The following is a 23,442-nucleotide window of genomic DNA, read 5'->3' on the forward strand; positions in this document are numbered from 1 at the left end:
TCCCTCATTTCTTATAGTTGAGATAGGCTTTTTTGCGTTATATGGAGCTCCCGAATGATTCCACAGATTTCCGCGACTGTGCTGATCGGCAAATCACCATAATAAGGCATAGCCAAAACCTGCTTTACTGCCTGCTGCGCATTTGGCAAACGTTCCGGACGTGCAGATGGCAGCTCGCTGTACCACTCAAAATCACTGCATAAAGGATAAAAATACTTTCTTGCAAATACATTGTGCCTTTGAAGTTCTTTGTGAACAGCGTCTCTCGACTGACCAAAGAGCGCTTCATCGATTTCAACAACAAAGTACTGGTAGCTGCTGGCTTGGTCTTCAAGTGTCGTTAACACGCGGATGCCCTCAATGTCTGCCAAGTTCTCTTGGTATGCTTTTTTAACTGCATGGCGTTTGCGGCGTTCCTCGCCGACCACTTTCAGGACTTCCAAGCCCACACCTGCTTGGACTTCGTTCATTTTGGCATTCAACCCGGACAGCGCTACTGTTTCTGCATCCGCAATTCCGAAGTTCCTCAACAAGTCCAACTTTTTGTCGAGCGCGGAATCACTGTAAGTCAGGGCTCCTCCTTCAATCGTGTTAAAAAGTTTTGTTGCATGGAAACTGAACATCGTCATATCTCCGAAACGACTGATTGGCACACCGTTTATTTTGGAACCAAAAGCATGGGCCCCATCATAAATCACTTTTAATCCATGCTTATCCGCAATCTTTTGTATTTTTTCAACATCACAAGGATTGCCAAATACGTGAACAGCGAGAATAGCACTGGTTTTTTCGGTGATCAATTTCTCAATTTTGTTTGCATCGATATTAAAATTTACCGGGTCGATATCGCAAAAAACAGGTGTCAGATTATTCCAGTCTAAAGCCTGCACAGTCGCCGGAAATGTAAACGGAGTGGTAATCACTTCTCCCGTCAGCTCCAATGCCTTTAAGCCCAACAACAAAGCCAGCGTCCCGTTAGAGAACATGGAAAGATGATCTATCTCTAAGTACGCTTTAAGCTGACAGCTCAACTCGTCGTGTTGCTTTCCAAAGTTTGTCAATTGCTTGCTATCCCAGACCGCCTTTAAGCGCTCTGTGACTTCGTTGATGTCTGGCAGCAAAGGACGTGTGACATAAATCGGTTGCTCAAAAGCTTTTGCCATTCGATTCCCTCCCCTATCGTTCTTGTTTATCCCGTCTTAGCGGGTCTTATCTTTTTTATGACCGGTACCAGCAAATCATAGACGATTTCAAACTCCTTAATTTTCAGCAGCCTGCTTATTGCGATATAACTTGCAGCTCCAATGCCAATCTGCAGAATTAATGTTAAAAGTTCTGAGAATGGCAATAGCTTTCCGATACCATAAACCACCAATCCCATCCCTATGGAAATTGCATAAATCGGTAACAGGTCCCGAGTTTGTTCTTTAACGCTGTAAGAAATCTCCCGTCCTGAAAAGTAAATATTGATAAAAAGGGAAACATATGAATCCAAAACAATGGTTGCTACTAAAACGATGATGCTCCCATCCATCCAGATAACAGCAAATATTAAAATGGTCGGAATGATGGTCTTGACGATTTCCAGATAAAGAAACAAATCCGATCGCCCTTTTACTTGAAGAATGTTTAAATTTAATGCATGTATCGGATATAACATGCCTGCGATGCACAGCAACTGAAAATAAGGGACCATGGTCATCCATTTCTCACCAAAAATCAAAAAAATCAATGGTTCTGCCACAGCCGCTAAACCAACCATAATCGGAAAAATTAGAAATCCTGAGAGTCGAATGACTTTCTTGAAACTCTGTTTCAACCTTTCTTCTTGATCCTGGATGCCACTTAATACCGGATAGGTTACGCGCTGAATTGTCGCTGTTAATGTTTGCGTTGCTACATCACTGAATTTCGCAGCGTTTGTGTAATAACCCAAAGAGCTCGCGGAATATTGCTTGCCAATTATCAAGTAGTAAATATTGTTATAGGCCGTGTCAATCAATCCCGAAACAAGCAGCTTCCACCCAAAACCGAATAATCGCTTGAACGAATCCGTACTAAAAACAGGTGAAGGAAGCCATCTTCTATAAAAAATTAGAAGCATCGCCTGTATCAGGTTCAATGCCAACATACGGACTACCAAGCTCCAAACACCAAATCCAATTACCGCCATCGCAACGGCAATTCCTCCGGACAAGAGGCTTGCGGCCATATTGACTTTCGCTTGCACTTTGAAGTTTACTTCTTTAGTAAACATGGCCCTTGGAATGATGGAGAACGCATTTATGATGACACCCACCGCCAACACACGAATGATCGGTATTAATTGAGCTTCTTCAAAAAATCGGCTGATCACTGGCGCCGACAAAAACAGCACACTATAAATAACAATGGAAATTGCTAAGTTAAAATAGAATACTGTCGAATAATCAGTTTGATTGGCTTTTTGATCACGTATTAAGGCCTGTGTAAACCCACTGTCAACAAGCGAGTTCGAAAGTGCCACAAAGACGAGAATCATTCCGATTATCCCGAAATCTTCCGGCACAAGTAAACGCGCGAGAATGATCTGAATAATAAACTGAACGCCCTGATTTCCCATCATGTCACCAAAGCTCCACAACAGACCGCTGATTGTTTTTTTCTTCAATGAATTTTCCTGTTTCATCTGCCGACTCCTATCGATGGGAAATTTCTCAGCACAACAATAAAATTCAGAAATTTCACTACTTGGTAGTTTTATTTTTAAAAATAGGTATATGCATCTTTAATTTATAAAAATATTTAAACCCCCATTTCAGATACACTACTTTGTGCTTATTTATATTTCTTGATTATCATTCTAACATACTACAAGTCATAAATAACAGATAATTTAGATTATTTTTTATTTTTATTATGCAAATTATTCCACTATCTTTTTTTCAAACAGCAAAAAGGATAAATTGCCTTATAAAACCCGAGAAAGATTCCTCATTTAATTGTTAGATACTGTCTGTTTTTCTTGAATTCGATTAATAATTCTTTGCACAAGCATCTATAGGTATATATCGCTATTTGAATGAAACAAGTTAAACTGAAGTCCTCTTTACTTCAACATGAAAAAGCGATTTCGAAGAGCCTTTGCTACCGGCCTACGATATCGCTTTCTCCCTCGATCTGAAAGATCATATGGTAATTTTCTTAAAAACCCGTTTGAAAAACTCAGGCTGTACATAGAACTGGCGGTAACCTCTTTTCATTGTTTCTTTTATTTTCAACTGCTTCAGTAAAATATAAAAGCGATCTCGCCTTTTTGTCCGATTAATAGCATGATCGTATTTGTAATCGGTAAAGGCATTGATTTCATCGAGCATTTCCGCTACTTCCTGCAAGTGCTTTTGTTTTTTTTCGACGTCAGAAACTTGAACCGTTGTCCACGATCCTTTAACATCCACCCGATACGCCGACATGTTTTGGTCAATATAATGAACCTCTCCACACAACGCGCCCCAGATGACCAATGGATAGTCGCCGATTGTCGAATTCAAAAAAAACTCGGGCATTGCTGGAATTTTTTCACACGAGTACAAAATGGAGTTGGTCGCAAACAAATCCCCTCCACCTTCAATCACTTCTTCCACCGAGTAAATTTTGTTTTTATTGCTCGGCCGGATAGAAGAGATGGTTTTCTTGGTAACTGCGGATACTCTCACGGCCGAATGTACACACATGCTGCATTCTGGATGTGCCTCCATATAATCCACTTGCTTCTGAAGTTTGTAAGGGTCTGTCCAATAATCGTCCCCTTCACAAATAGCCATATACTTTCCTTGAGCACGGTCCAAATTAAACTTTTCCACTAGTACACCTTGTGAATATTGATTTTCAGTTTGATAAATCGGCTTGATAATATCTGGATATTTTTCTTCATACTGTTTAATGATTTCAGCTGTGTTATCGGTTGAAGCATCGTCGTGAATCAGGATTTCATAAGCAAAGTTTGTTCGCTGCATCAACATGCTATCCAAGGCTTCAGCAATAAAATCTCCATGATTGTAACTGGTACACTCCACACTCACCATAATTTCGTTTGCCATAGGTTACAGACCCCTCTTCAGTTAAGTATTCTTTCTTCGTCAACTTTAATTGGTACCCTCAACTGCATTGTGCAAAGCTCATTGCCAAAACATCGTTTCTCCACATAAACATGGAGATATTTAATTTGATAAAGTTTTCAGCCAAGAAAACTTACACATTTTTTAGGCGATAAGTGTTACGGATCTTCTACGAAAAAGTTCTCACTTTGATAAATGACTCTCAGTCCTTCATCACGCAAAATCAACTGATTTTCTTGCACGGTATTGCCTTTAACAATATGCCCTTCTCCTATATTGATATAGATGCCACGATCAGAACCATCGCGTGGGTTTATAGCTAAATTATTAATAATGCTGATATCATAGCTTGGTCCCATCAAGTTATTTCCTCCATCACCTGGACGTACAGCGATATTAAATTCGTTGTTATAGGTCAAGTTCCCCCTAATAACGTTGGATTTTGCGTCGTTTTTAACATCAATCCCATAATAAAATCCACTAACGGTATTCCTTTCAATAACACTTTCTCTTTCGCTTTCCACCGTAATTCCTTGCTGATCTGTAAAACCTTCCCGATCCTCCTGCACTACACAACCCGTAACCAAATTGTGCCTGCCACCCCCAAACAACGAAAGGTGCCCATCTCCAGAATTTCGGACTACACAAGATTCAATCGTATTGTAATCTGAAGCAAAATTAATGATGCCCGAACCGAAATTCCACTCACTCGTGACATTCCGCAGCAAGTTGTCGTTTGCATGATGAAGATGAATCCCCTGTGAATAGTTTTTAGTGTAGACATTTTCTACTGAACTTTCCTGGCTGTCTTGAAGGAGAATAGCGATGTTGGATACCAGTGATCCACTTTCTGGAATTTTGTCCCCCATCAAAAATCCACCGTTTAAATGGACATCCGCCGTATTGGCAATCCAAAAAACCCCGTATTCGCCATCTGCTTCTGTTTGAAAAATTGCTCCATCCATCTCGATTGTAATGGGCTTAGATATTTTCAGCGCAAAGTAACTGTCTCCATAACCCGTACTCGCCTTCAGTTCCGGATTTTTGTCTAACTTATAAATCCCCGCTGGAATATGTAAAGTTTCACCAATCGGCGTTTCATCAATAGCTAATTGTATCGCTTGGGTATCATTTTCCACTCCATCACCCCCTTTTCCTAATTGTAATTTTTCCCCAGTTTGTTCTTCGTTAAAATACAAACTTACTGCTGTGAAAAAAGCCATAGTCAAACCGAGAACCCCTAACAGCGACAGGTACAACCGATTTTTATTGTGAATCATCAGCATCCGCTCCTTTATTCAAATCACAATTTAAAAAATCAATATTTTACCTATTGCCGAGAATAATTCTAGTATAAGTGAATATATCAAAAAATGCACACTTTTCAGATAACTATTTATTTTATAATATTACCCATTTACATGAATATTACATCCTAATGCCTATTTCATTATTGATTCTATTGCAAGAAAAGCTGATTTTTCCTAGTATTTTTTTCTTTTAGTCGTTATAATTTTAAGTGAACATAATTTAATTGAAAATTTAGTTATATTTAGAAGTAAGCATTATACTATTAAAGAAATGAGGTTTTGTATTTGAGGGACATATTTTTCCAAAAAAAGTACGGACAGCTTTATGAAAAAATTGAAGGTGGCCAGTGTGAGGTTTTTGAATTTACTCACGACTTAGGTTCGGTTTATCACCAATTCATCAAAAAAGAAATTCCAATCCAACTTGAAGATGCCCCCTATTTTGACTTGGTAACACCTTATGGCTATGGCGGACCTTTAATCACAAATGTCGCTGAAGGAAAAAAAGAAAAACTTATAGAACTTTATCAAAAGTCTTTTCAAGCTTATTGCCTGAGAAACCGAATTGTCAGTGAATCCGTTCGTTTTCATCCGGTTTTGGCAAATGCCAAGGACTTCGAATCCTGTTACAAAGTTTCTTATAGGCGAAACACAACCGGAACCACCCTTTCATCCTTCGATGACCCCATACAAAGTGAGTTTTCAAAATCCTGCCGAAGAAATATTCGTAAATCTTTAAAGGAAGGTGTTTCTTATTCCGTTACAGTCAATCCTAAGGATTTAAAAGACTTTAAGAAAATTTATTATGCAACCATGGACCGCAATAAAGCAGCTGATATTTATTATTTTGACGATGACTATTTTTCGGATTGCCTTCGTCTTTTGGGAGATCATATTCTACTGACTGAAGTTGTCTATGAAGATAAAATTATTGGGATGGGGCTGAGTTTTTTCTACGGTGATTTGATTCATACTCACCTCTCAGGAACCTTGAAGGAATACCATTATTTATCGCCCGCTTACATTCTTCAATACGCACTTGCTGTCTGGGGAAAAGATAATCACATGTCACTGATTCATGATGGCGGCGGCAGAACAGGCGATCCTGGTGACAGCCTATTTTTATTTAAAAAGCAATTTGGCAAACATACAGAGTTTGTCCATTATTTCGGTTTTAAAATATGGAATATGCCCATCTATGAAGCTTTATGCGAAAAAAACTTAGTAAATAAAAATGCTGAAATGTTCCCTGCTTACCGGCACAAAATGCTGGAAAAAGTATCGAGTTAATTGCCGGCATTCACCAGGAAGAAGAAAGCTGGTCAATTGCCGCTTTCTTCTTTTTTTACTACAACAAAAACTATAACGAGGAGGGTTTTTTTGAAGGACTTATATTTTGAAAACAACTACTGCCGCCTTTATGAAGAAATTGAAGGTGGTAGTTGCGGAGATTTCGAGTTTACAAGTCCATTGGGAAGCATTCACCACTTATTCATAAAAAGACAGATTCCCCAACTCTACCAAGGCAAAGTATATTATGACTTAACAACGCCATATGGATATGGCGGGCCTCTCATTACAGAACTTCCAAACGAGGAGCATAAAGAAGAATTAGTCGCTCAGTTTTCAAAGGCTTTTCAAGCTTATTGTGTCGAACAGAATATTGTAAGCGAATTTGTTCGTTTCCACCCAATCCGGGACAACGCAAAAGATTTCTCAGCTTGTTACGACGTTCACTTTAGGCGATATACCACCGGAGTGACCTTAAAGGGCTTTGAAGATCCAATTCAAGAAGAATTCTCGAGTTCCACTCGAAAAAAGATTCGTAAAGCCTTAAAGGATGGTGTTTCTTATCGAATAACAACCAATCCCAATAATTTGGATGAGTTTGTGGCTATCTACTTAAACACAATGGAGCGAATTGGTGCTGATGCTATGTATTTCTTTGACGAAACATACTTCTCCAATTGCTTGGAATATTTTGGTGAGAACTTGATTTTGGTGGAAGCTCTTTACAAGACCCAAGTCATTGCCGCTGAACTTCATTTCCGTTCTGGGCCCACACTCCATACGCATTTATCAGGCAGCTTGGCTGAATACAGCCACCTGAATCCGGTTTATGTTATGACCTATGCAATCACGTTGTGGGCAACAGAGCAAGGAATCGAATTGATCCATTCCGGAGGTGGAGTCACTACTGCAGTCGATGACTCGCTTTATTTATTCAAAAAAAAATTCGGAAAGAATACGGAATTTGAGTATTATACCGGCTATAAAATTTGGAACCAGGAAATTTATCAACATCTGGTGGAACTCACAAAAACCGATGAAGCTGGAGAATTTTTCCCCGCGTACCGCTAAACGGCGAGCAGAACTCCCTGCTTGCCGTTTTCCTTCTATTTGAATCTTTTAAGCCGAGGCAGAATCAGTCCATAAACCGTTTTTAACTCAGTGATTTTTGTAATCATACAAGCTGTGATGTAAAAAGCAATGCCAATTGCTATTTGCGGCAGCAACTGGAAAGAAGCTGGCATTTTCAAAACCTCGCCAAGCGCCCAAACCACAGCCCCCATCAAAAAAGACAACAAGTAAATCGGCACCAAGTCCCGTAGTTTTTCAGAGGCTGGGTATGCCACTACCCGTTTAGAAAAATAACTGTTTACGAAAAACTCCAAATAAGTATTCAAGATAGCAGCTGCAATCAACCCAATGACTCCCAGTTCTAGCCACAGGGCGAGCGCTAGTAAAATTGTCAGTAAGAGTTTGTTAATGACTTCTAAACGAAGATACAAATCAGATCGGCCTTTTACTTGAAGAATGCTCAAATCAATGGCCAAAATCGGGTAAAGCATCCCTGCTATCGACAGCAATTGAAAGTACGGAACCATCGGCAGCCACTTCTCACCAAAAATCAGCAGCACTAACGGTTCGCCTACAGCCGCCATTCCGACCATCACAGGAAAAATAAGAAAAGCGGCCAACTTCGTAATATTTTTATAAGATTGCTTTAAACGCTCCTGTTCGTCTTGAATGTGGCTCAGCACCGGGTAAGTAACCCGCAGAATGGTTGCCGCCAAATTCTGTGAGACAATTTCACTAAAACGAGAGGCATTTGTATAATACCCTAGTTGCGCGGCAGAATACTGCCTGCCGATGATCAGGAAATAAATATTGGTATAGAAAGTGTCAATCAATCCCGAAACAAGCAGCTTCCAACCAAAGCCAAACAGGCGCTTGAATGAGGCGACGCTGAACACTAAGGAAGGAGTCCATTTTTTTGACACAGCAAATAGCAGCGACTGAATTGTGTTCATAGACAATTGCCGGAACACGAGACTCCAGACGCCATATCCCGTCATCGCCATAGCGATTGCAATAATTCCTGACAAGATGCTTGCACTTAAGTTAATTTTAGCCTGTGCTTTAAAATTTACTTCTTTGGCAAACATCGCTTTTGGGATCACAGCAAATGCGTTGATAACAATTCCAATAGACAGCACTCGCAGAAGAGACACAAGCTGAGGTTCATCAAAAAACTGGCTAACTGCTGGAGCAGTGACATAGAGAACCCCATAAATAAGAAAAGAAATAAACAGATTAAAATAGAAAACGGTTGAATAGTCTACTTGGTTGGCATTGCGTTCACGAATCAAAGCCTGAGTAAATCCACTGTCGACCAGTGAATTAGACAATGCAATGAAGACGAGAATCATGCCAATCAAACCGAAATGTTCCGGCAGCAGCATCCGCGCCAACACAATTTGGATGAGAAACTGGATGCCTTGATTGCCGATTAAGTCACCAAAGCTCCACAACAAACCGCCAATTGTCTTTTTTTTCAATGATGGTTGTGGTTCCATATAATGGCCTCCTATCCCCAAGGCCACGCAACTTGGCCGTTACTGCAGCAGTCTCCATTTTGCTTTTCGAATGCTTTCCGTCAAATTCGGGAAATAACGTTTCATTTCCATCAATATGCGTTTTTTTGCGCTGAGTTCTAAATAGATTTTTCGGTATTCGCCGTGCTTTGCTTCTTTAAACTTTCGCTGCTCCAATAAAAGTGAAAACTGGTACCCTTTTTTTGCTTTTTTCAAGGCATCATTGTGTGCAAAATGGGTATATTCGTTAATCTCATCGAACATCTTTTCCATGTCATGATAATGATTAATCCGTTTTATACTAGTTGCCAATTCACGCTCAGTCCAAGACCCTTTGACCCCAACCCGGTAAGCAGACATATTCTCATCCAAATAATCTACGGTTCCATGAAGCGCGGCTAAAATGACTAACGGATAATCACCTACTGTGGCATTCAAGTAAAAAGGAGCCAAGGTGCGGATTTTTTCTTTTGAATAAACCATTGAATTGGTTGCAATCAAATCCCCTCCACCTTCTATGACACGTTCGACCGAAAAAATGGCATTGCCATGCTCTGGCCTTACCGTAGAAAGAATTTTTTTCTTATCCGAAAGAACGCGGTCTGCCGCATGGACAGTCATGCTGCATGTTGGGTGCTGCTCCATATAGTCTACTTGTTTCTGCAGTTTATAAGGATCGGTCCAATAATCGTCACCTTCACAAACTGCTATGTATTTTCCAGTCGCTCGATTGTGGTTAAACAATTCTACTCGAATTCCTTTCGAATACTGGTTTTCAGTTTGGTAAATTGGCTTTATTAGTGAGGGGAATTGGTTTTCATACTGTTTGATCACTCGGGGACTATGATCGGTTGAGGCATCGTCATAAATCAAGATTTCAATATCGAAATTCGTTTTCTGCATCAAGAAGCTCTCAATGGCTTCGGCAAGATAATCACCGTGATTGTAACTGGTGCAGACAATACTAACCATCGGTTTGGTTGTCATAATTTTCACTCCTTTTTAATTTGGGGATTAGCTTGCCAACACAGCTTTATAAAAGGAATAAAATGGATAAAGTCCATTGAAAATACTACTTTATGCTCACATCCTCTAGCTTTTCATCATTCTATCACAAAATAAAACCAAAAATATAGATAATTCGTATTATTTAGAAAATAATTATTAAATCAGATATTTTTATAAAATTATCCAAATTTCAATAAAAAATCCCCTTGAGCAGTTCTTTTGCTCAAGGGTTTTCAACTTGCTGCTATTTTGAATGCCATGCCCAAGCACTGGAGATAATCGCATTTAAATCATAAACAGGTTTCCAGCCTAATGCTTTTTCGATTTTTTCAGATGATGCAACTAAAGTAGCCGGATCTCCTGCACGTCTTGGTGCATATTCAACCGTTGCCTGCTTTCCAGATATCCGTTCGCAAGCTTCAATGATTTCATTTACCGAATAGCCTGCACCATTGCCTAAGTTGTATGTTTCGTTGGCGATGCTCCCACTGGCCATTCCTTCGTAAGACAGAATATGTGCACGCGCTAAATCCGTAACGTGGATATAATCCCTCACGCAGGTGCCATCTGCTGTATCGTAATCCTTGCCGAATACTGAAATCTTTTCGCGTTGCCCAAGAAGATGCTGCAAAACGATGGGAATCAAATGCGATTCAGGATCGTGGTTTTCACCAATTTCTCCTGATTGGTGTGCTCCCGCCGCATTAAAATAGCGCAGCACAACATATTGGAAATCATAGGCATGCGCAATATCTGCCAGTACCTGTTCAACCATAAGTTTTGAACGGCCATAAGGATTGATTGGAGTTGTTGCTGTTTCTTCTGTAATCACTTTAGTGTCTGGAATCCCGTATGTTGCAGCTGTTGAAGAAAAGATAAAACGCTTAACTCCATGCTCAACCATTTTTTCAAGCAATATTAAAGTGGCGCTCACGTTATTTCGATAATACTTCAGTGGCTGTTCCACTGATTCGCCCACTAAACTATTGGCCGCAAAATGGAAGACTGCGTCGATATTGTGTGTGGTAAAAATTTTATCCAGTACTGCCGCGTCACCTAAATCTCCTTGGACAAATATTGCCCGACTATCGATCAAATGCTCAAAACCAGTCGTCAAATTATCCAGTACTACAACTTCGTATGTATCCACTAAATCTTTTACCGTGTGGCTGCCGATATATCCCGAACCGCCGCAAACTAAAATAGCCATAACATGTTGTCCTCCTCTGTCTGATAAAGGTACTACTACTGACAATTATAGCACTAGCGCTAAATGTTCTTACAGGTATTTTGCCAAACTGGCTAACCGCACCTTAACAACCAATGTCCGCACCTCAAAGTCACTTTTCCGCACCTCCCACAAAAAAACGTCTCCCTGGAGCAAGCTCCAGGAGAAACGCATTTATCCTTTTTATTCGGGTACGAAATAATTTTGGCTTTCATATGTTTCCAGGTCTTCTTCCGGAATGATCAAATTGCCATTATTTAAGGTGTTGCCGATGACAACGTGGCCATCCCCTGCTCCCACGTAAATCCCGTAGGAAGAGGAACCGCGTGGATCGATGACCATATTGTTAAGAATTTGCGTGTCATAGCTTGGCAGTTCCAAATTTTCACCGCCGTCGCCGCCTCGAACGGCTATATTGTATTCGTTGTTGAACGCAATGTTGGATTCGATAATATTCGATTCTGACGCATTTTTTACATCAATGCCATAATAAAATCCACTAACTGTGTTATTTTCGATTAAGCTGCCTTTTTCACTTTCCACTGTGATTCCTTGTTGGTGAGTCTCGTCTGGGCGGTCTTCAGTAACTATGCAATTAACCACATGGTTATCTCCGCCACCTCCATACAGAGATAAATGACCATCACCAGAATTTCGCACCACACACGAATCAATGACGTTATGGCTAGAATCGAAATTAATAATGCCCGATCCAAAATTGAATTCCGAAGTTACTTTGTGAACAAGATTGTAGTCGGAATGATTAAGATGGACACCTTGCGAATAATTTTTCATATAGGTTCCTTCAATGGAGCTATTGTCTGTATACAAAAACAGAATTGCAATATGGGAAGTCAAGTACCCGCCCTCCGGCAATCGTTCGCCCATCAATACGCCACCTTTCAGATGGACATCTTCTGTTTCATTGACCCAAAACACGCCATAATCATCGTCTGTATCTGTTTGGAATACAACTTCCTCCATCAAAATTGTAATCGGTTTTGAAATTTTCAAGGCAAAATAGCTATCTCCATATCCAGTAGTTGCTTTATGTTCTGGATTTTTACTAAGATTGTAAACGCCTGGCGGTATTTCCAAAGTTCCTCCAGCTGGCGTTTCGTCAATCGCTGCTTGAATTTCCTCAGTTTTGTCTTCAGCATCATCGAGATCAGCACTATAACTTTCAACAGCGCTTTCCGTATCGTCTCCCTGTGTCATTTTTTCAACCATAAAAAAGAAATAGCCAAATCCAGCAATCCCAAAAAGTATCAACAGCGCAGTACCAATATTTTTACCTTTCATCCCGATCACCTCCTATGGCACGAAATGCTCTTGCCTAATTCCTATCATACAGAATGCAGGCCAAAAATAACAGTTTGATAACTGAAAATTCAAATATCATACGTTAATAGGGAAATATGAACTAAAAAGCATCACATCCATCAGAGTTGCTCTGTTGGATGTGATGCTTTTCGTTCACTATGTGGTTCCGGCTCATCTATTGGTTCGGTTTGCGGTGTTTCAGGAGTGGATTCATCTGCCGGCTGGTCTTTAGCACGCGCCAGTAATTCTTCACGATGGCCACTGGCAGCTTCTTCTCTTTTTGAACTTGCTCTACCCAAAGAAACAATAGCGGCCGTAAAAAATACAAAACCACCTGCAATTAATGCCCACATACAGTACACCTCTTTTTATGCACACTTGCGATCGCCATTATCATTCTACTCCTAACAGTTCCAGTATTCTTATTTATGCTATTTTACGCCATATGATGGTTATTTACCAGCTTCAAGTTGACCAGAAAATTGAAAAACCTTAAGCCTTTAGATTCATATTAAAACCTGTTTTTATTACTATTGCGCTTGTTCATCGTCTTTTCTGTATTTTTCCTGCGCAGCTCCCGCATTTTATCACCTGCAGCATACAACCCAACTCCTAAACCTGCGCCTGCACTATCAATTAAAACATCTCGAACTTCACCGCTGCGCCCTTCTATAAACAATTGATGAACTTCATCGGTTACAGCAAATAACACACACATCCCAAAGCCCAAAAGCAGCAGCCGTAAACCATGGAAACCGCTGCTCCTCCAGGCGTTCAAACTTAACAAACTTAATAGAAAATAAGCCATAAAGTGAGCATTTTTTCGAACGAAGGTATGAAAATTTTCTACATTCAATTCAAGAGTCGGCGCTACTTGGTCAATCAGATTTAATAGTGCCGCTACAACACCCGAACTCAAGCTGCTTGAATCAGAGCCTGGTTGATGGGAAAGATAAAAAATAACAGCCATCCAAGCAATAGCTGCTCCCCATGAAATACTTTTGTATACGGTCATTTTTCAAATCCTTTACAGTTGGAATCAGGTTTTATTCATAAACCCCATTATAGCATCCAGCCCCAAAAGCGAAAGCCGTTATTTGACCTTCTCTTGACAGCAAGCCTCAAGCATTCAAAACAAAAAGCCTGCATAGATCTGCAGACTGGCTCTAGAGTTTGCAATTATTGGAGTTTATTTATTCTCGGGCTGCAGCTTTTGTCCGATAAGAAGGCAAAGGACTAAGTTCTTCTTCAATACCAGCCGCCTGAGACAAACTATTGTAAACTTTTCGATTCCAAATTTTGCGGCTCACATAAAACTCAAATTCTGTATTTCTGCCGAACTGCTTTTTAAAAAGATACAACGGATCATCTATCTTTCCTGTCACGCCCCCCCCTTCATGAATCAAATCCACTCCGTGTGCTTTACCCCACTCTACAAGTGCGTAGCGCATGACGAAAGATGCCGATAAATGATGGTATTCAGCCAAAGTTCCAGACAAGTGAATATGAATGGTCTTTCCATAAAGAAGGTTTAATCCCATTCCGATGACTTGTCCTTCATAAAGGACTTCCACTAATAAAATACGCTCCCCGAAGGAATCCAAAAGTGATTCAAAATATTCGTCATTAAAATAATAGACAGAAGCTGCGTTTTTTCGGTTCATGGTTGAATAGTAAATACGCTTGAATTCCTCTAAACTGGAAGGTTTTTCAACTACCCGATATTCTACACCAGCTTCTAAAGCTTTGCGGATGCTTTTTTGCTTTGACTTCGAAAACTCCGATTTCACAGGGTTGTCGTAATCTTTTAAGTTGGTGCCTGTCGTAAAACGACGGAACGTCAATTCATAGCAACTTCTGAAATCCTGAGCATTGTTATGCAAAGGATGAAATCGCACAAATTCATAGACAATATGTTCTTTTTGGCAGTATTCTTCAAATGCATCGTGAAATGCCTGCACCAACTGGCATTTGTCTGCTGCTTGGCAATTAATGATGCGCGGGCCCCCATAGCCGTAAGGTGTGCTGATATCAAAATAGCAAACACCATCGATGGACATCGGGATAAGACGTTTGATAAAAAGATGGGTGACTCGTCCCAACGGATGGTTAAGCTCAAACACCTCACATACGCCTTTTTCAATTGGTTCATACAACCGCCCATAATTTGGTTCAAAATAAATATCATCCACCCTGAATCTTCCTCCTTATGCCAAATCCTTTAAAAGTAGAGGCAGCTACTCAAATATTGTTCTATATTTTACATATTATTACATCGTTATAATTTACTCAATTAAAATATTTAATATTCGGATTATTTGGATTAAAATTTGATGCTTCTTCCTGAAAAACTGCTTCCTGTCATACGGTTTCGAAGACAACCTTAAAAGCAAATGGCTGCATTGATTCATCCTCGGTAAAGCGGAAAGTATTCCATCATTTTTATGCCGTCGCTGTTCTTTTTTATCTCTACCAATTCATCATAGGTTTCTTGAAGGCGAATTTTTTTTCCGATCACTAAATCCAACGCTTTTGTTTTGGTAAACCCTTTTTTAAAACGATGAATATTTTCGTATGGAGCCGTTCCGCCCAATTGAAATTCTTTCTTGCTGTTGTTTATTCCCCAATGGCACGCTTCGTATTGAATTAGACTATTGCCCGCTAGATGAAAATAGTCAGGATCATTTCCAGTTAGATGAGAATGCATATAATCTCCATAGTGAAGTATAAGCGAAGAAGAAATGTATTTCCCCTCGTATTTAGCATTCAGCAAAAATTGCTTTCCTTTGAAAACCTCAAACGAATCTCTCAGAAACTCCTCTGAAAACAAATAATAATCGTTAGTGATGTTATTCCTTTTTGCCGTAATGTTGTATAAGCGATGAAACTCATCAGCAGTTTCTCCTGTGAAATCAAATTCGATTTCAACATTATTTTTCTGTGCTTTTCTCACTTGAGTACGGGTTTTCGGTGAAAATTCGTCCATAAAGAAATCGGTCACCGTCAAATCGATATAAATCATATCGCCATTATTGCGGAAACTGTATAGATGTTCAAAATCGAGGACGTTGTGAATCCAGGGATTGAACCTGACATATTCCGTGACAATGCCTTGCTCCTCACAATACTGTTGAAACGCTCGATCGTATTGTGCTACCAGTTCTTGGCGTTGCCCTTCAAGGCATTCCAATATGATGGGTCCACTGAATCCATAAGGTGTGATGATGTCATAATAAACTGCATCTCCTGTATCCACCGGAACCGGTCTGGAGATAAATTGATAGCTGACGTGGCCTAAACTATTTTTGAATTCGAATGAAGTCCATTTTCCTTGCTGCTCTTGTGCTTCGAAATACTTTCCCCATTCAGGCAAAAAATAAATATCCGGTACGTTAACCATTCCAAATTCCCTCCCAAGGAAAAGAGTCTTTTGTGAAAGCGCCATCTTTTTATAGAGAGTATATCACAGAGAGTAGACTAAAAGAATCAGAAAAAACAAAAAACTGTTTACAATTGCCTACAATTAAAAAATACATCCTTTTCTTTAATTGAATGAGCAAGTGTCTACGTCTTTTCTCCTCTCGCTAACTGACTAAAATTTATCACTGCATAGTTTCAAAAACTTCACCAATTGAAAAACCGCTCTCGCCAGAATGGCGAGAGCGGTTTAGGCTTATAACAAAAGAATCTTTACGATATACAACGAATGAACTTTACTTTTCTTTGATATAAGATTCTTTCAGTTTTTCTTCGAACAGCTGCAACAGCTGAGTTCTCAACTCAGGGCGTTTTAATGCAAATTCAATGGTTGTTTCGATAAATCCGAACTTCTCCCCTACATCAAAGCGATGTCCCTCAAATTCATAGGCATAAACGGATTGTACTTCGTTTAACATTTGGATGGCATCGGTTAATTGAATTTCCCCACCTGCACCAAGTTGATGCTGACCCAGAAATTCGAAAATTTCCGGGGTCAACACATAACGGCCCATAATGGCATAGTTAGAAGGTGCTGTTCCTGCCTCCGGCTTTTCAACAAACTTATTAACTTTGATCAGCTTGCCATCAATGGAAACCGGATCGATAATTCCGTAACGATGGGTTTCAGCTTCTGGAACCTGCTGAACACCGATGACGCTTTTTCCAGTCAATTCGTTTTGTCGCATCAACTGAGCCAGACACGGGTCTTCGTTTTCCACGATGTCATCTCCGAGCAGCACAGCAAACGGTTCGTTGCCAATAAAACGGCGTGCAGACCAAATGGCGTGTCCAAGACCAAGCGGCTCTTTTTGGCGGATGTAGTGAATCTCCACATTAGAGGTTTCCAGCACAGAATCCAGCATATCCATTTTGCCTTTTCTCATCAGAGTCTCTTCTAACTCAAAAGCATGATCAAAATGATCTTCGATGGCACGTTTGCCTTTTCCTGTCACAATAATGATGTCTTCAATTCCAGAGGCAATGGCCTCTTCCACTATGTATTGGATTGTTGGCTTATCAACAATGGGAAGCATTTCTTTTGGCATTGCTTTAGTAGCTGGCAAGAATCGTGTTCCTAATCCTGCAGCCGGGATGATTGCTTTTTTGACTTGCATCTCTACACCTTCTTTTCATATGTATGAATTAATACTAACATTTATTTGCAATAAAGAAACTTTGGAAGTGTTATTTCAGAAATTTAAAGCGCTAAATATCTTCCAGTGAAGGAAATGGTCTAATAGAACGACTTTATTGACAGAAATTTAAAATTATAAGCAAACTTCTAGTAAGGTGATAGAATGTAAATGAATCATACGTCTATAATTATGTTCAATATTTCCTATTTATAATAGGTTGTATATAGTTACAAAGCCATATCAAAGAAAGTGTGGACTAATTGAATTTTCAGCCTATCTCTTATTACCCGCCTTTGATCTTATTGTCTATTTTTGTCATCTTTATATCGGCGTTTGTCGCTTTGAATATAAACAGCATCTTATTTGCTGCAGTTGGCAAAACAAAGACAAAATGGTTCCTGATCGGCTCGATTGTTTTGGGCGTCGGCATCTGGGCCATGCATTTCATCGGAATTCTTGCCAGTCATTTTTCTGCAGAAGCCATTTACAATACACCGCTTATCGTTGTGTCCATCTTTCCCGCGGTGCTTGCTAGCGGCATCGCCTTTACTATTGCCAACAGGCCTGCGATCCGAAAATTCGAGGTAATGGTGGGTGCTTTTTTAATTACCTCCGGTCTCCTGGCGATGCACCATATCGGGATGGCATCGATTCAACTTGATGCTGCTATGCGATATGATTCACTATTGTTTAGTCTGTCGGTGTTGGCAGCCTTGGCCTCTTCTCTCCTGCTGATATTTCTGCTGTTTTATTCACGCAGCCGACCAGACTTTTTCTGGCTCAGAGTGGCAAACGCTACCATGATTACTCTCAGTGTCTCGGCCATGCATTATACTAGCATGGCTGCAATAAAGTTCGAAGCTGGCTATTTCCAAACTTCTGCTGGAAACTCAGATAGCAACTATACGGCTTTTAATGTAGGTATTGGCCTGGCATTGATTCTGGCAAGTGCGGTCCTGAGCATCCGCAGCGAAACCAAAGTAAAATCCTTGTCTGATGAATACGACCGCCAGTTCTTGTCGGTCATTGAATCGGCTACTGATGGCATTATTGTTACAGATGCACAAGGGTTGGTCACACAATGGAATTACGGTGCACAATGTCTTTTCGGCTATGCCAAAGAAGAAATCATCAGCCAGGATGTCCGGCTGATTTTCCCAAAATCTCATCAACGCAAAGAAACACCGATGGATCCTGCTCAACTTCTCGGAAAAACCTTTGAACTGATCGGCGTTACCAAAGATGGCACCCATCTTTCTGTCGAGCTTTCTACCGGTACTTGGGAAACAGCAAAAGGAGTATACTACAGCCTGATTATTCGGGATATTACCGATCGAAAAGCTGCTGAAGAAAAAATCAGTAACTTGGTTTACCTGGATTCACTTACCGGCTTGCCAAACCGCCGATTATTCACCGACCGTCTGGATTCGACAATTGCTCAGGCTATTGAAAACGAAACGGTGCTTTCTGTACTCTATTTGGACCTCGACCAATTCAAGCTCGTCAACGATACGTACGGCCATCAAACAGGCGACCGCCTGCTGCTCGATGTTGCAGAACGCATTACGTCATGTATTTCCAAAACCGACACACTGGCCAGACTTGGCGGTGATGAATTTATTATGCTGCTGCCAAATGCGGATTACTCTAAAGCAGAACTAACTTCGTTAAAAATTCTCGACGCCCTGAACAAACCATTTATCGTCAACAATGAGGCAATCTTCACCACACCATCTATCGGGGTCAGCCTGTTCCCTGCAGATGGAAAGGATCCGGAAGCGCTGGTAAAAAGTGCGGATATCGCCATGTACCGGGTGAAAGAGGAAGGCAAAAACCATTTCCAGTTTTTCACTTCCGAAATGAATGAATTGGTGTCACGCAAATCAAAAATTGCCTTAAGCATTCGAAAAGGCTTGGAACTCGGTGAATTTACTGTGCATTATCAACCGCAATTTGATATTGCAACTGAACATATCATTGGTGTCGAGGCTTTAGTGCGTTGGCAGCACACCAAATGGGGACCGATCTCACCAGCTGAATTTATTCCCATTGCCGAAGAAAACGGTATGATTTTGTATATCGGTGAATTTGTTCTCCGAACGGCCTGCCAGCAAAACAAAGATTGGCAAGATGCTGGATTGCCGCCATTCCGCATGGCAGTCAATATTTCAGCCAAGCAGTTTTCCCATGGTAATATTGCACAGGTGGTCACTTCGGCTTTGGATGATGCAGGATTAGCCCCCGAATTTCTCGAACTGGAATTGACGGAAAGCATCATACAAGGTGCTACCTCAGCCATTTCAAAAATGCAGGAACTAAAAGCCATGGGCATTCAATTGTCTATCGATGATTTCGGTACCGGCTACTCGTCGCTCAGCTACTTAAAGTTATTCCCTGTCGATACGCTAAAAATCGATCAGCATTTTACGCGCAACATTCACAACGATCCGAAAGATGCGGCATTAGTGGATACCATTATCCAAATGGCCCACAACCTGGAGCTGAACGTCATTGCGGAAGGTGTGGAAACACTGGAACAGTTAACCTTTTTGAAAAACAAAAAATGCAACCAGGCCCAAGGTTATTATTTCCAAAAGCCATTGCTTCCTGAGAAAATTGAAGAGCTCTATCTAAAAGTTTAAAACAACAGCCCGCTTCCGGAAGCTTGAATTCCGGAAGCGGGCTGTTTTTAGTTGCTTTTCAGTAATTTTGACAACGGATGGATGCCAAAGCTTTGAATGATTAGCGACAAGATGACTACGGAAAAGCTAAGCGAAATCAACTCATCTGCTGCGCCGCTTGCCATAGCCCCTAATTGAAGCAGCAGGAAGACTGACATGGAACCCCGGATGCCCGACCAGGAAATGAGCAGCGATTTTTTCCATACCGCATCTTGCTTACTGCTGCCAAGCAGTTTGAACGTACCTCCGACGATCAAAAAGCGAATAGCGATGCTGAAGAATAAAATCAGAATGGCCAAAATCCAGTTGCTCCACTCCAAATACTGCGTCGCCTTGATGCCAATCAGTAAAAACAACAACGACAAGAGCGAAGGTTCGACCACACCCCAAAAGCCGGACAGCGACTCCCGGTAATGGTCTTCTTTGTTGGTATGGGAAAACTCCCATGATAGCATAATGCCCGCGGACACCGTAGCTAAGACGCCAGAAAATCCGAAGCTTTCAGCCAATTGAAAAACACCATAGGCCAAGACGATGCTAAGCATGACCTGATAATCGCGGTGGTGGGTGATGTGCACCGCTTTGCTCAACAACCAACCAACTGTGATGCCTAGAGCCACGCCGCCTGCTGATACAGAAACAAACTCACCTAAAATAGACCACCCATCAATGGATGCTGATTCCATGTACAGGCCCGACAAGACCGTAAACAAAACAATACTGGTGCCATCATTAATCATGGATTCTCCGTCCACAATATCGGCGATGCTTTTGTCAGGTGCTGATTTTTTCAAAATCGAAACTACCGATGCTGGATCTGTCGGTGCCAAAATGGCTGCGATGACTAACGCCCCTATTAGCGAAACAGAGAAGAACAAGCCGCCAAGCCAGTAGACTGCCAGTCCGACCAAGCCAATCAGTCCCACTGTACTGAGCAATCCAATAACACCCGCATTCTTTCGCAAAGCCTCCGTTGAAAACTGGTAAGCGGAAACAAATAAAAGCCCGGGCAAAAAGACGTCATAAATCAACGTTTCTGTCACTTCCACACGATCAAAATAAGGAATAAAGGACAATCCGATACCAATTAATAACAGCACAACGGGTACAGGAAAATTTTCTTGTTTTTTATCAATTGTAAACACCAAATAGCCGATGCACAATAAGATGGTGACGAGTGCCGCAGACATATTAAATCCCTCCAAGGTTCAAGCTTTCTACGAGTCCTTCTTCCCTGAATGTTCATTTTTAAAACGGCAGCTCAGAATTCATTACCATACAAAAAGGACAACCCAATGTTATAGGTTGTCCTTTTTGTATTAATAATATTCTCTCACGTTCCTGATCGGCTCTGCAATTGTTCAGCCTCTTCTTTCAAACGGCGTTTGACTTGCAGGTAGGATGCGACTTCTGCCAACTCTTCATCATTTACTGGTTGGTCATCCACTATCAAGTTTATAGAGTCTAACTCAGCAATCCGCATTAAATCTAGCTTGCTGGAAGCTCCATCCCGTTCTAATAAAAAATCCATTGTTACTTTATAGTAATCGGCCAATAATTGCAGATGAGAGACGCTCACCTGTTTTTTGCCGCTTTCGTATCCCCAAACAACTGTTTTTGCAAAGCCCAATGCTAGGGCCAAATCATCCACACTTAATTCGTTTTGTTCTCTCAAGCCTTTTAACTTCTCTCCGATCTGCTTCACGTTAAGCGCCCCTTTCTTATCCATGATTGTTATACAATACCTATATTATTCCCTTACAAAGCTTTTGAAAACCCTAAAGTGCCCGTATTCTAACAATTGAGCCTGAGTGCTTAGTAAAAAACTGAAATTTTAGATAAATTAGATTTTTGTATTAGTAACAATGTAACAACCTAATAATGAAATATAGGTATTATGATTCCCAAGCAACCAGTTTTTCAGCGAGCTATTATTCTTCAGTTTGCTGCAATGGTTGTGCCGATCATTCGCAAACTAAAGGAAGAAAAAGACAAGCTAATCGTTTCTATAAGTTCAAAGTAAGTTTAGCAATAGACGTATCGAAGCAATTGTGAGTGAATAGAAAAATCTCGTCCTGCGAAATCAGTGATTTCAGGACGAGATTTATGTTTTATTTAACTAACAGGTTTCTGGCTTCTCTGAACTCTTTAATGTGATGGTCGATGATGCAGCCGTTTTCGATCACGACGGAATTTCGGATCATGTCGGTCCAATTGCCTTCGACAAAGTTATCAACAATCGGTGAAAATCCTTCGCTCAATACTTTTGTCACAGTATGGGGAAACATCGCCGGCGTGTTGTCCACCGTGTAATGAATAATTCCATCTACTGTGTAGACGGGATCATCGATGGTCGACGGACGGGATGTCTCAATTTCCATGTTCGGATCGCAGCTGACGTCGACAATCATCGCGCCTTTTTTCAAGCGTTTCAAATCTTCTTTGTAGATGATGCGGTCCGTGCGCGTCGTATCCCACATCACGCAGTTGACCAATACGTCGTAATTGCCCATGTTTTTAATGAACAAGGATTCCAGCTTGCGGCCGTATACATCCACATCGGCGCCGAGGCCGTGGAGAATGCGGAGTACCCCTTTGGTCGTATGGCCATTTCCAAGAACCGCCACTTTTGTTTCGTACGGCATTTTGCCGCAATACTGATAGGCTTGAAGAATTGCCGCTTCCCCGGCCACTTCGCGGTTACGATAGAAAATATAGCGGCCGTCTTCAAACATTTCTTCCCAGGCAACTACGGTGTGGTCTCCTGCCAGCACGGCATCCGTAAACGCAATGTCCTGCACTGCATGAGCCCAGCCAACCAATAGTTTGCCTGGCGTCAACTGATCGAAATAATCCGCATTGCCCAATTTCACATCGACGATCGCGTCGCATTGCAGCACTTCTGCACGTGATACGAATTGCGCACCGGAAACTTCGTACTCAGCGTCCGAAAAGCCTAGCGCATCGCCATAGCCGATTTCAAAATACAACTGCCCGATGTTTTTAATATTTGGCATGTCCTTTGGCAAAAGCGCTCTTCTTTTTTCGTTGTTTTTGTGGCTGATAACAAATCCGATTGTGTACATAATATAACCTCCAATTGATGAATGCTGCTGGATCCTGATCGGCTGATAATTGACATTTCATACAGAATCGACCGGACAACCCTCATAAATTGTCGAGTGAGTTAATATATTAATATCGTTTCCGTATAGCTGATCTATTTGGCATCATACCATAGATCAGCGATAATATAAGCATTTTGACACAAGGAAATGAAATAAATAAAGAAAGCGTTCAC

The 23,442-nt window shown here is 40.9% G+C and carries 19 protein-coding genes; 3 read left to right on the forward strand and 16 right to left on the reverse strand.

Features of this window, described 5'->3' with window-relative positions; translation table 11 throughout:
- Positions 1-11: 11 nt before the first annotated feature.
- The 4 genes from AC4EG4_RS04285 to AC4EG4_RS04300 form a co-directional block, all read right to left on the reverse strand.
- A complete protein-coding gene (locus AC4EG4_RS04285) occupies positions 12-1,163 on the reverse strand; it encodes a DegT/DnrJ/EryC1/StrS family aminotransferase (RefSeq protein ID WP_490986996.1) in 1,152 nt (383 codons plus the stop codon).
- 26 nt (positions 1,164-1,189) lie between these two features.
- The gene (locus AC4EG4_RS04290; RefSeq protein WP_490986997.1) at positions 1,190-2,668 is read right to left on the reverse strand and encodes a lipopolysaccharide biosynthesis protein; all 1,479 of its coding nucleotides are present in this window, start codon (positions 2,666-2,668) and stop codon (positions 1,190-1,192) included.
- Positions 2,669-3,167: 499 nt separating this feature from the next.
- Positions 3,168-4,079 carry a glycosyltransferase family 2 protein gene (locus AC4EG4_RS04295; protein WP_490977546.1) on the reverse strand — a complete coding sequence of 304 codons (912 nt, stop codon included), beginning with the start codon at positions 4,077-4,079 and terminating at the stop codon, positions 3,168-3,170.
- 176 nt (positions 4,080-4,255) lie between these two features.
- Positions 4,256-5,377, reverse strand: coding sequence for a right-handed parallel beta-helix repeat-containing protein (locus AC4EG4_RS04300; protein WP_490986998.1), 1,122 nt, complete (start codon positions 5,375-5,377; stop codon positions 4,256-4,258).
- A 315-nt stretch (positions 5,378-5,692) separates the two neighbouring features.
- Here AC4EG4_RS04300 and AC4EG4_RS04305 point away from each other — a divergent pair, with 315 nt between their 5' ends.
- Positions 5,693-6,697, forward strand: a complete 1,005-nt coding sequence (locus AC4EG4_RS04305) for a GNAT family N-acetyltransferase (RefSeq protein ID WP_490986999.1) — start codon at positions 5,693-5,695, stop codon at positions 6,695-6,697.
- A 90-nt stretch (positions 6,698-6,787) separates the two neighbouring features.
- Positions 6,788-7,768: a peptidoglycan bridge formation glycyltransferase FemA/FemB family protein gene (locus AC4EG4_RS04310; protein ID WP_490977543.1), complete on the forward strand. Its 981-nt coding sequence runs from the start codon at positions 6,788-6,790 to the stop codon at positions 7,766-7,768.
- A gap of 35 nt (positions 7,769-7,803) precedes the next feature.
- Here the strand turns inward: AC4EG4_RS04310 and AC4EG4_RS04315 are convergent, their stop codons facing one another.
- From AC4EG4_RS04315 to galU, 9 genes are all read right to left on the reverse strand, one after another.
- Positions 7,804-9,267, reverse strand: coding sequence for a lipopolysaccharide biosynthesis protein (locus AC4EG4_RS04315; protein WP_490987000.1), 1,464 nt, complete (start codon positions 9,265-9,267; stop codon positions 7,804-7,806).
- Positions 9,268-9,306: 39 nt separating this feature from the next.
- The gene (locus AC4EG4_RS04320; RefSeq protein WP_490977541.1) at positions 9,307-10,272 is read right to left on the reverse strand and encodes a glycosyltransferase family 2 protein; all 966 of its coding nucleotides are present in this window, start codon (positions 10,270-10,272) and stop codon (positions 9,307-9,309) included.
- Between the two features lie 265 nt (positions 10,273-10,537).
- A complete protein-coding gene (gene galE, locus AC4EG4_RS04325) occupies positions 10,538-11,503 on the reverse strand; it encodes a UDP-glucose 4-epimerase GalE (RefSeq protein ID WP_490987001.1) in 966 nt (321 codons plus the stop codon).
- 201 nt (positions 11,504-11,704) lie between these two features.
- Positions 11,705-12,823, reverse strand: coding sequence for a right-handed parallel beta-helix repeat-containing protein (locus AC4EG4_RS04330; protein ID WP_490987002.1), 1,119 nt, complete (start codon positions 12,821-12,823; stop codon positions 11,705-11,707).
- 140 nt (positions 12,824-12,963) lie between these two features.
- Positions 12,964-13,197, reverse strand: coding sequence for a hypothetical protein (locus tag AC4EG4_RS04335; protein ID WP_490987003.1), 234 nt, complete (start codon positions 13,195-13,197; stop codon positions 12,964-12,966).
- Between the two features lie 158 nt (positions 13,198-13,355).
- Positions 13,356-13,859, reverse strand: coding sequence for a VanZ family protein (locus AC4EG4_RS04340; protein WP_490987004.1), 504 nt, complete (start codon positions 13,857-13,859; stop codon positions 13,356-13,358).
- Between the two features lie 178 nt (positions 13,860-14,037).
- Complete coding sequence (locus AC4EG4_RS04345; RefSeq protein ID WP_490987005.1) at positions 14,038-15,036, reverse strand: GNAT family N-acetyltransferase; 999 nt, start codon at positions 15,034-15,036, stop codon at positions 14,038-14,040.
- A 215-nt stretch (positions 15,037-15,251) separates the two neighbouring features.
- Positions 15,252-16,244 (reverse strand): GNAT family N-acetyltransferase, encoded by a 993-nt coding sequence (locus AC4EG4_RS04350; RefSeq protein ID WP_490977535.1) that lies wholly within the window; start codon positions 16,242-16,244, stop codon positions 15,252-15,254.
- Positions 16,245-16,557: 313 nt separating this feature from the next.
- Positions 16,558-17,439 carry a UTP--glucose-1-phosphate uridylyltransferase GalU gene (gene galU / locus AC4EG4_RS04355; protein WP_490977534.1) on the reverse strand — a complete coding sequence of 294 codons (882 nt, stop codon included), beginning with the start codon at positions 17,437-17,439 and terminating at the stop codon, positions 16,558-16,560.
- A 281-nt stretch (positions 17,440-17,720) separates the two neighbouring features.
- On the opposite strand from galU, the gene AC4EG4_RS04360 reads away from it, so the two are divergent.
- Positions 17,721-20,102: an EAL domain-containing protein gene (locus tag AC4EG4_RS04360; protein WP_490987006.1), complete on the forward strand. Its 2,382-nt coding sequence runs from the start codon at positions 17,721-17,723 to the stop codon at positions 20,100-20,102.
- A gap of 47 nt (positions 20,103-20,149) precedes the next feature.
- Here AC4EG4_RS04360 and AC4EG4_RS04365 read toward each other — a convergent pair whose 3' ends face one another.
- From AC4EG4_RS04365 to AC4EG4_RS04375, 3 genes are all read right to left on the reverse strand, one after another.
- On the reverse strand, positions 20,150-21,331 hold the full coding sequence (locus tag AC4EG4_RS04365; protein ID WP_490987007.1) for a cation:proton antiporter: 1,182 nt from the start codon (positions 21,329-21,331) through the stop codon (positions 20,150-20,152).
- A gap of 143 nt (positions 21,332-21,474) precedes the next feature.
- Complete coding sequence (locus AC4EG4_RS04370; protein WP_490987008.1) at positions 21,475-21,846, reverse strand: helix-turn-helix domain-containing protein; 372 nt, start codon at positions 21,844-21,846, stop codon at positions 21,475-21,477.
- Positions 21,847-22,252: 406 nt separating this feature from the next.
- Positions 22,253-23,227 (reverse strand): N(5)-(carboxyethyl)ornithine synthase, encoded by a 975-nt coding sequence (locus AC4EG4_RS04375; RefSeq protein WP_490977530.1) that lies wholly within the window; start codon positions 23,225-23,227, stop codon positions 22,253-22,255.
- Between the last annotated feature and the right edge of the window lie 215 nt (positions 23,228-23,442).

Source organism: Planococcus sp. TJ-201 (assembly GCF_058268495.1).